At 54.2% G+C, this 9,259-nt stretch carries 9 protein-coding genes; all 9 read right to left on the bottom strand.

Annotated elements, in window-relative coordinates; all coding sequences use genetic code 11:
- On the bottom strand, window positions 1-903 hold a 903-nt coding region (locus FFS27_RS33340; RefSeq protein ID WP_171019216.1), incomplete at its 3' end, for a hypothetical protein.
- Window positions 900-1,904, bottom strand: a complete 1,005-nt coding sequence (locus tag FFS27_RS22415) for a glycosyltransferase family 2 protein (protein WP_003130527.1) — start codon at window positions 1,902-1,904, stop codon at window positions 900-902. The genes FFS27_RS33340 and FFS27_RS22415, both read right to left, overlap by 4 nt.
- Window positions 1,904-3,139 (bottom strand): oligosaccharide flippase family protein, encoded by a 1,236-nt coding sequence (locus tag FFS27_RS22410; protein ID WP_015502630.1) that lies wholly within the window; start codon window positions 3,137-3,139, stop codon window positions 1,904-1,906. Before FFS27_RS22410 ends, FFS27_RS22415 begins: the two co-directional genes overlap by 1 nt.
- Window positions 3,140-3,225: 86 nt before the next feature.
- On the bottom strand, window positions 3,226-4,287 hold the full coding sequence (locus FFS27_RS22405) for a Wzz/FepE/Etk N-terminal domain-containing protein (protein WP_003091440.1): 1,062 nt from the start codon (window positions 4,285-4,287) through the stop codon (window positions 3,226-3,228).
- Between the two features lie 85 nt (window positions 4,288-4,372).
- A complete protein-coding gene (locus FFS27_RS22400) occupies window positions 4,373-4,615 on the bottom strand; it encodes a lipopolysaccharide assembly protein LapA domain-containing protein (protein WP_071534085.1) in 243 nt (80 codons plus the stop codon).
- 40 nt (window positions 4,616-4,655) lie between these two features.
- The gene (gene ihfB / locus FFS27_RS22395) at window positions 4,656-4,940 is read right to left on the bottom strand and encodes an integration host factor subunit beta (RefSeq protein WP_003091441.1); all 285 of its coding nucleotides are present in this window, start codon (window positions 4,938-4,940) and stop codon (window positions 4,656-4,658) included.
- Between the two features lie 136 nt (window positions 4,941-5,076).
- On the bottom strand, window positions 5,077-6,756 hold the full coding sequence (gene rpsA, locus FFS27_RS22390; RefSeq protein ID WP_003091442.1) for a 30S ribosomal protein S1: 1,680 nt from the start codon (window positions 6,754-6,756) through the stop codon (window positions 5,077-5,079).
- 267 nt (window positions 6,757-7,023) lie between these two features.
- Window positions 7,024-7,713 (bottom strand): (d)CMP kinase, encoded by a 690-nt coding sequence (cmk, locus tag FFS27_RS22385; protein ID WP_003091443.1) that lies wholly within the window; start codon window positions 7,711-7,713, stop codon window positions 7,024-7,026.
- Window positions 7,713-9,259: bifunctional prephenate dehydrogenase/3-phosphoshikimate 1-carboxyvinyltransferase (locus FFS27_RS22380; RefSeq protein WP_137952217.1), on the bottom strand; the 1,547-nt coding region annotated here is incomplete at its 5' end. The genes FFS27_RS22380 and cmk, both read right to left, overlap by 1 nt.

Here is a 9,259-nt window from a genome sequence, read left to right as displayed (position 1 = left end):
CCCTAGAACCCCCCCTCCCCCAAAAACGCCCGCGCCCAAAACAAGTATCTCGCTACCGTAGAAAGACAATGTTTCCAAAGGCAGTGCAGTTACCCGATCGAATATGGATTCGAAGAATGGAACATCTTGCGAGACTGAGGAATCGGAGGTGAGGAGCCCGACAATCAGTCGATGCACGGTTTCCAGACTGCCAGCCCCGAAGTCTGCAAGGAAAAATACAGATAAACCCAGCCCTGCAAGAAGGAAGGTGAAAAACAAGTATGTCTTTTTGATCAGTTTTAGCCAATAGGCAAAGAATAAGACAATGACGATATTGGCCAGAGCAGCTTTCTGCAGCGACAGCATCGCCCCCAAGCAAAGAAGAAAGAAACATACCACGCGCGCCCAACCCTTTAGATAAAAGAGTGAAGCAAGTGCGGGAACTCCCACCATAACACCATATGCGGTCAAACTTCCTACCAATGATGCAAAACGGGCGCCCCCAGCACGCTCACTGGCTTCAGCGAACCATTCTATAGGTCCAAATACATACTGCCAGAGAAAAGAAAGAGCCGCCAGACTGAAGAAAAATGAAATAAGTTGCATGGGCACTTTTAGATTATCTCTGGCAAGAACCATAGCAACAAAGAGAAGAGGTAATGATGCCCACAACCTGAAAATCCCTATGGAATAGTCTCCATATAGATCGAACCATAACACCGAAACGAGCGAGGCATACGTCCAGAAGAAAATAACAAATATTCCTAATGCGCTATATTTAATATCCCTCCAGTTATTAATAAATAAGAGAAAAAACAGCCCACAAAACCCAGCAAGAACTAAATAATACGCACCGGATAGATTTCGGAGAATATGAAAGAGAAACACAAAAAGGAGAACCAGAGCAACGCTTCTCTGCTTCACGAGTACCACCCATCTTTGTTTGCTTTCTCTTTGGAAAGTTTCGACTTTCTATCGAGAACCCCCTTCCGATAGGATGAGGCCAAAACGAGCCTATAAGCAGCTCTAGAGTAGAGCCATCGAATAGAGTCCGTTTTCTCTAGAGAATGAATAAGAATATTTGAAAACTTTGACTCCAGCGCAAGACACAGCACTGCTCTGAATAGACTCTGAAACTTGCTTGACAAAGCAAAGCCCGGCTCCATCCATCGTATAGGACCAAGAGTCTCAAGGTCATCAGTTGTTGCAACTTTCATGAATTCCGGCATTCCGTCACGGGCGGCATGATAGTACTTGCGACAGAACTTCGAAATACTGCCTTCCGGTTCGACATGCTCGATTTCAGCCCGACAAGGAAGAACAGAATAACCAAGCTTGCCAACCCTTAACCCAAACTCCGTATCTTCAAAGCCGTATCCAACAAATCGCTCATCAAAAAGAGCATTATCTTGGAGCAGAATATCCCTCTCAGCAAGCATATTCATGGTAACAATAGTTTTATACCCCAAGGAGTTCGGCAGCGGCTTGTCAGCAGAGAAGTGACAACTATCCCTATAGCGATAGTAATTACTCGTCGACACCAATGAGCAAGAAAATCTGACACCACCGCACCAGATAACGCGTTCCCCCCTTCGAGAGTTAGCAGCGTTCAGAAAATTCGAGAGATGAGCAGGATCTGGCACACAATCATCATCAAGAAGCACTACGTAGCGCCCCTTCGCTAAACGAACGCCTTTATTTCGTTTTGCACTAGCCGAATTCAGCTCGGCCTGCTCAAGACGGACGTTGAAGCCCTGAACCGCTTCGAACTCGCGGACCACATCGGGTGTTTCATCACCACTATTACTGTCGACAACAATAACTTCAAAATCCTTAAAAGCCAGAGACTGCGCTACAAGGCCGGCCAGGACCAATTTTAGTTCCTTGGGACGACGCCAAGTACTAACGACGACACTCAACAACATCAAAGTCCCCTTTTCTCTCTCAACTTAACCGTGGCCAGGAAAAACATTCCCATCCCCAAAGAGACCTCTGTAACGACCAGCGTCCACGCTCCAAAAAGCTCATCCCCCCAAAGCGCCAAGAGGATAAATGTTAATACCCCGCCCAATTCCGCAAAAAAAATTGCTCGCAAATATACACCATCATACCCAGAAGGAACAAGAGTCAACCCTCCATACAGAACACCAATACAAGCAAACACTGGCACTATCGAAAACATTCTTATTACAACAGTTAGACCTCTGGACTGTTCCGGGAATAGGAGATATGAAATGTATTCAGAAAATAAGAAAAGAAATAAACAACTAGGAATAGCTATTAGTAACATCAGACCTAGCGCTTTCCTTCTTAAACTGCCGACTGCCGGGTCGGCACTCGCATACATCCTGCTAAAAGTCGGAAATAGAGCGCTAGCTATGGGTGAAGTAGCAGCCGCGATCCCGCGAAGGAATTTATCCGCAGTAGAAAGCACTCCGGCCGCGGAGGCTCCACCAACAACACCAACCGCCGCAACGAGCACTTGCATGTGCAAGCTAAGAAAAGCCAGAGAAAGAAAAGATCGAGCACCGTCACGCAATATATCGAGAATTCTGTCTTTCTCGAGAACCGGGCGCCACCGTATTCCCATAGAAAATAAAATACAACAGAGAGCACTTCCACCTATGACATAGGAAAAACCAAACCCCAACGAAGCCAGCACAAGGTCAGAATCCTTCGTGACAAAAAAAACGACCAATAGGAAATAAAATACCTTAGACAAAAAATTGGTAAGCGCCAACCATCCAAACAGCGCTCTTCCCTGAAAGAACCATACTGCTTGAAGATAATTTCCAACTACTGCCGGAAGAGCAGCCGCAACCAATACAAGCAAGGGGATTGGTAAAATAGAAGATACAGCCAAAATGGCCAGCACTAAAAGTGAAAGCAGCAACAATAAGAATCTAGCACTCTGTACAACAGAAAAGAAGCTAGACAGTTCAACTTTGTTATCGATAATGGCAGCCTTTCTTGATCCTGCCAGAATAAATCCAAAGTCTACCAGTTGACATAGAATGACAGCCACGGCCTGGGCAATCACCAATTGGCCAAACGCTTCGCTTGACAATGTTCTCGTGAGAAAAGGAATCGCAGCAAGAGGCAAAAGATAGTTGCTGCCCATGGATATACCGGAGTAGAAAACGCCCCGCCTTATTGACATTCTACTCGATACCCCCTAATACAATTCAACAACTACAACAAGTAAACCCTGATGCCAGTAAGTGGCATCAGGGTTTAGATCAAAACTTAGCGAAGAGAGCCATCGCTACGAAGCTTCCTTATAAAACCAGCGAGCACTGCGAGTAGAATTCCAATTATCAATCCTGCCAAAGTACCTATAGTAACTATAAGAATCTTCTTCGGCTTAATGGGTTGATTTGAAAAAGAGAGTCCCTCGTCTTCCTTGTAGACAGCCACCGCATCAGAATCCACAGACAAACTGGAGTTCCAAGATAGTTTCTCTTGGAGAGTTCTCAACTCAGGAATGAATGGAGCATCTACACTACGCGACTCAAGATTGTTGATTTCAGCGCGCAGCGCCTTAGCTCCTCGCATGTACATCAAGTCACCATCCATGATCGAGGAGAGTTGTTGCTCGGACGCCCCTTCTATTAATGGCGGGCCATCTATCTTGAGCGACTCCGCAATCAGCAATGCCTCCTTCAAACGTGCAATTCTATCATCACGGCGGCCCTTCGCCATATTCTGCAGCACGGTTATGCGGCTCTGCATTGCAGCATTTCTTACCTGGAAATCTCTACCTGCACTATCAATAACCTCATGCACGGCCCGATCCGCAGCCAAACGCACGAAAGCTTGTGCCCATGTAGCAAGAACCTCTCGCTTCGTGCCCTCCACAATTACCGTATAACGGTCTGCATCTGGCTTGTTAGCAGGATCAATCTTTACCTCTTTGGAGAACTTCTTATAAAACTCCTCCTGCTCATCTTCGCTTTCCGCTCCCTCACCCACCTGGGGAAGGTATATCTTATAGAAGAACTCTTTTTTATTCTCATCCGAAAGCAGATTGCGCGAAAAGATCGCATAGATACTTCTAACAGTATATGCATCTAGGCCATTCTCCCTTCTACCAACATTGAAACCTTCGATAGACCCAAGAGCAGGAGGCACTACTGCAACCCTATATTCATATACAGGCTTACTCAGATACGCATAGGTAAAAGACCCGATTAATGCAAGAAGAGTAGTCAGAAGAATCAGAACCTTGTTAACCCAAAGCTCCTTGACCAGCTTCACCAGGTCAACCTCACCATCAGCCGTCATCAAAGAAGAATTCTGCTTATTCACATTCAGTCCATCATCAGTCAATCGGAAACTCTATCAGGGGAAAAGCCCAACAAGATATATTGGACACCACGATCCCCGACAAGTTCTACACGGAAGGTTGTCTTGACGACTTATGATGCGCAAAGCCTGCAAAAACTCCAAAAAACCAACCGAGCAGACCGCCCGCAACAAACACCAATGAAAATAACAATGCACTCGGAATCGCAGGCGTCTCCCACCCCAAGAAGGAAAATTGGATAAGAGCACGATTTTCCAAAGTAAAAATAATTGCCGACAAGGCCACAACCACTATCAGTAGCCCAACAAGCATTCTTTTAAGCGTGCGCATGAATACCTCCATACCAAGCAGGTCAAGCCTCTAAACAGCCTTATTCCGGCTCGTTGACCCGATCCCGCAACTCCTTGCCCGGCTTGAAGTGCGGCACGAACTTGCCGTCGAGGCGTACCGACTCCCCGGTCTTGGGGTTGCGACCGACGCGCGGGGCGCGGTAGTGCAAGGAAAAGCTGCCGAAACCACGGATCTCGATCCGGTCCCCGGTCGCCAGGGCCTGGGACATTTGCTCCAGCATGGTCTTGATTGCCAACTCGACATCCTTCGCGGACAGTTGCCCCTGATGGGTAACGATCCGTTCGATCAACTCCGACTTGGTCATGGTTTTCCCTTCTTTTTCAAGCGGCTAGATCAGCTCAGGTCTCTTTTAGCATGCTGATCAGTCTTTGAACAGGTCCAAGAAGGGGAAAACGAAAAAGGGCGGCCTAGGCCGCCCTTTTTCATGATGGATCAGAGACTTAGCCCTGATTCTCCATCTGAGCACGGATCAGATCACCGATGGTGGTCGGACCAGCGCTTTCTACTTCCTGCTTACGCAGTTCTTTCATTGCGTCCTTCTCGTCGTCGACGTCCTTGGACTTGACGGAGAGGCTGATGACGCGGCTCTTGCGGTCGATGCTGATGATCTTGGCTTCGACTTCCTCGCCTTCCTTCAGGACGTTGCGCGCGTCTTCGACGCGGTCACGGCTGATTTCGGAAGCCTTCAGGATACCTTCGATGTCGTCGCCCAGGCTGATGACAGCGCCCTTGGCGTCGACTTCCTTCACGGTACCGCGGACGATGCTGCCTTTCTCGTGCAGGGACGCGTAGTTGGAGAACGGATCGTCTTCCAGCTGCTTGATGCCCAGGGAGATGCGCTCGCGCTCCGGGTCGACCGACAGGATGACGGTTTCCAGCTCGTCGCCCTTCTTGAAGCGACGTACGGCTTCTTCGCCGACTTCGTTCCAGGAGATGTCGGACAGGTGGACCAGGCCGTCGATGCCGCCGTCCAGACCGATGAAGATACCGAAGTCGGTGATCGACTTGATGGTACCGGAGATACGGTCACCCTTGTTGAACTGGCTGGAGAAGTCTTCCCACGGGTTGGATTTGCACTGCTTGATACCCAGGGAGATACGACGACGCTCTTCGTCGATGTCCAGAACCTGAACTTCCACTTCGTCGCCAACCTGGACGACTTTCGACGGATGGATGTTCTTGTTGGTCCAGTCCATTTCGGAGACGTGTACCAGGCCTTCCACGCCCTCTTCCAGCTCGGCGAAGCAGCCGTAGTCGGTGAGGTTGGTGACGCGGGCCATGACGCGGGTGCCTTCCGGGTAACGCGCCTTGATGGCAACCCACGGGTCTTCGCCCAGTTGCTTCAGGCCCAGGGATACACGGTTGCGCTCGCGGTCGAACTTCAGGACCTTGACGTCGATCTCGTCGCCAACGTTGACGATCTCGGACGGATGCTTGATGCGCTTCCAGGCCATGTCGGTGATGTGCAGCAGGCCGTCTACGCCGCCCAGGTCCACGAATGCGCCGTAGTCGGTGAGGTTCTTGACGATGCCCTTGACCTGCTGGCCTTCCTGCAGCGATTCCAGCAGAGCTTCACGCTCGGCGCTGTTCTCGGCTTCCAGGACGCTGCGGCGGGAAACGACAACGTTGTTGCGCTTCTGGTCGAGCTTGATGACCTTGAACTCGAGCTCTTTGCCTTCCAGGTGGGTGGTGTCGCGAACCGGACGCACGTCGACCAGCGAACCCGGCAGGAACGCGCGGATGCCGTTGACGTCGACGGTGAAACCGCCCTTGACCTTGCCGTTGATGACGCCCTTGACCACTTCGTCGGCAGCGAAAGCCGCTTCCAGAACAATCCAGCTCTCGGCGCGCTTGGCTTTCTCGCGGGACAGCTTGGTCTCGCCAAAGCCGTCTTCTACCGCGTCCAGTGCGACGTGGACTTCGTCACCCACCTTGATGGTCAGTTCGCCCTGTTCGTTGTAGAACTGCTCGACCGGGATGACGCCCTCGGATTTCAGACCGGCATGGACGGTGACCCAGTCACCATCGATGTCGACCACGATGCCGGTGATGATGGCACCCGGCTGCATGTCGAGGGATTTCAGACTTTCTTCAAAGAGTTCTGCGAAGCTTTCGCTCATGTTCATACCTGTAGTCAAAGGCCCGGAAGGGCCCGATTCCGCATCACCAGCCAATGCGGTCAAGTCATTAAATGAAGCCGCAGGACAATTTGCTGGTTTCCTGCTAGCTTCTGATTGCACTCCCGAATGGGAATGCCCAGTTGGGTTGTTCTGCGATGGCGCCAGGCAAGTCGGGAGGCAACCCTCGCCGCACCTGCAAAACGCCACAACATAAGGTCTGGAATATTAGCAACCAGGCCCTGTATCGTCAATTCCCGCGCCGAAACCTCAGACGTCCCAGCCCTGCCGCTCGCAGTGCCGGATGATCGTCTCGACCACCGCCTCGATGCTCATTTCGGTGGAGTCCAGCAGGATCGCGTCATCGGCCGGTTTCAGCGGCGCGACCGCGCGCTGGCTGTCGCGCTCGTCGCGCTCGCGGATTTCTTCCAGCAAGGCAGACTGGTCGACATCCGCGCCCTTCGCCTTCAACTGCAGGTAGCGTCGACGCGCACGCTCCTCCGCCGAGGCGGTGAGGAAGATCTTCAGAGGCGCATCGGGAAACACCACGGTGCCCATGTCGCGGCCGTCGGCCACCAACCCCGGCGCTTCGAGGAACGCCCGCTGGCGCTGCAGCAACGCATCGCGCACGGCCGGTAAGGCGGCGACCTGCGAGGCGCCGGCACCGACCTGCTCGGTACGGATCACATCGGTCACTTCCTCGCCTTCGAGAATGATGCGCTGCCCATGGCTGCCATCGGCAGCGACGAACTGCACATCGAGGTGCGCAGCCAGGACCTTCAGCGCCTCTTCATTGGTCAGGTCGACACCATGGTTGACCGCGGCGAACGCCAACAGCCGATAAAGCGCCCCGGAATCCAGCAGGTTCCAGCCCAGGCGCCGGGCGAGCAGCCCGGCGACCGTGCCCTTGCCGGCGCCACTGGGGCCATCGATGGCGAGCATCGGTACAGCGCCGTTCATCAATTGTTCTCCACGGCGACCCGGATACCGGTCTGGGCACACAGGGCGAGGAAGTTGGGGAAGGAGGTGGCGACGTTGGCGCAGTCGTGGATGCGGATCGGCCCGCTGGCGCACAGCGAAGCGACGCTGAAGGACATGGCGATACGGTGGTCGCCGTGCGCCCAGACTTCGCCGCCACCGAACGCACCACCCTCAATGACGATGCCATCCGGGGTCGGCTCGGCCTTCACGCCCAGGGCCTTCAGGCCGTCGGCCATGACCTGGATACGGTCCGACTCCTTGACCCGCAGCTCTTCGGCGCCACGCAGGACGGTGCGCCCCTCGGCGCAGGCGGCAGCCACGAAGAGTACCGGGAACTCGTCGATGGCCAGTGGCACCAGGTCCTCGGGAATGTCGATGCCCTTGAGCCGCGCGGAGCGCACGCGGATGTCGGCGACCGGCTCGCCGCCGACCTCGCGCTGGTTTTCCAGGCTCAGGTCACCACCCATCAGGCGCAGGATCTCGATGACGCCGACGCGCGTCGGGTTGATGCCGACGTGCTGCAGGACCAGTTCCGAACCCTCGGCGAAACTGGCGGCAACCAGGAAGAAGGCTGCCGAGGAAATGTCGGCCGGGACCTCGATATGGGTGGCGCTCAACTTGTGCCCGGATTCGACCTTGGCGGTGCTGCCCTCGACCTCCACCGGATAGCCGAAGCCGCGCAGCATGCGCTCGGTGTGGTCGCGGGTCGGCGCCGGCTCGGTGACCGAGGTCTCACCCGCGGCGTAGAGCCCGGCGAGCAACAGGCAGGACTTCACCTGGGCGCTGGCCATCGGCATGTCGTAATGCATACCGGTGAGGCGCTGGCCGCCGCGAATGGTCATCGGCGGACGGCCTTCCGGCCCCGTCTCGATTACCGCGCCCATCTCGCGCAGCGGCTTGGCTACGCGATTCATCGGCCGCTTGGAAAGGGAAGCGTCGCCGGTCAGGGTGCTGTCGAACGGCTGGGCCGCCAGCAGACCGCTGAGCAGACGCATGGAAGTACCGGAGTTACCCAGGTAGATCGGCCCAGGCGGCGCCTTGAGGCCGTGCAGGCCAACGCCATGGACGGTGACGCGGCCGTTCTGCGGCCCCTCGATCACCACTCCCATGTCGCGGAACGCCTGGATGGTTGCCAGTGCGTCCTCGCCCTCGAGGAAGCCCTCCACTTCGGTGGTGCCTTCGGCCAGGGAGCCGAGCATGATCGAGCGATGGGAGATCGACTTGTCGCCCGGTACCCGGATGGTTCCGGACAGGCTGCCGCCCGGCTGGGCCAGATAAATCAGGTCGTTGTTGTGCATGGCGTCCACATAGGCCCGACGGGCCAGGATTTTGCTGAAATGCTCACGGGCTACCCGGGCGCGCGTGAAAACGCCCAACAACTGGTGCCCGTCCCCAGTGTCGACGGCCTCGCGCAGCGCGTCGAGGTCGTCACGAAAAACATCCAGTGTACGCAGCACCGCCTCGCGATTGGCGAGAAAGATGTCGTGCCACATCACCGGGTCGCTGCCGGCGATACGTGTGAAAT

Source organism: Pseudomonas sp. 2VD (assembly GCF_005503585.1).
Lineage (GTDB): Bacteria > Pseudomonadota > Gammaproteobacteria > Pseudomonadales > Pseudomonadaceae > Pseudomonas > Pseudomonas aeruginosa.
Note: the sequence above shows the minus strand (reverse complement) of the source record. Positions and strands in the feature narration are given on the sequence as shown.

Excerpts from the sequence above, each read along its gene's own strand:
- FFS27_RS22415 (WP_003130527.1), bottom strand. The coding sequence starts at position 1,904 with ATGTTGTTGAGTGTCGTCGTTAGTACTTGGCGTCGTCCCAAGGAACTA.
- FFS27_RS22410 (WP_015502630.1), bottom strand. The coding sequence starts at position 3,139 with ATGTCAATAAGGCGGGGCGTTTTCTACTCCGGTATATCCATGGGCAGC.
- FFS27_RS22400 (WP_071534085.1), bottom strand. The coding sequence starts at position 4,615 with ATGCGCACGCTTAAAAGAATGCTTGTTGGGCTACTGATAGTGGTTGTG.
- ihfB (WP_003091441.1), bottom strand. The coding sequence starts at position 4,940 with ATGACCAAGTCGGAGTTGATCGAACGGATCGTTACCCATCAGGGGCAA.
- rpsA (WP_003091442.1), bottom strand. The coding sequence starts at position 6,756 with ATGAGCGAAAGCTTCGCAGAACTCTTTGAAGAAAGTCTGAAATCCCTC.
- cmk (WP_003091443.1), bottom strand. The coding sequence starts at position 7,713 with ATGAACGGCGCTGTACCGATGCTCGCCATCGATGGCCCCAGTGGCGCC.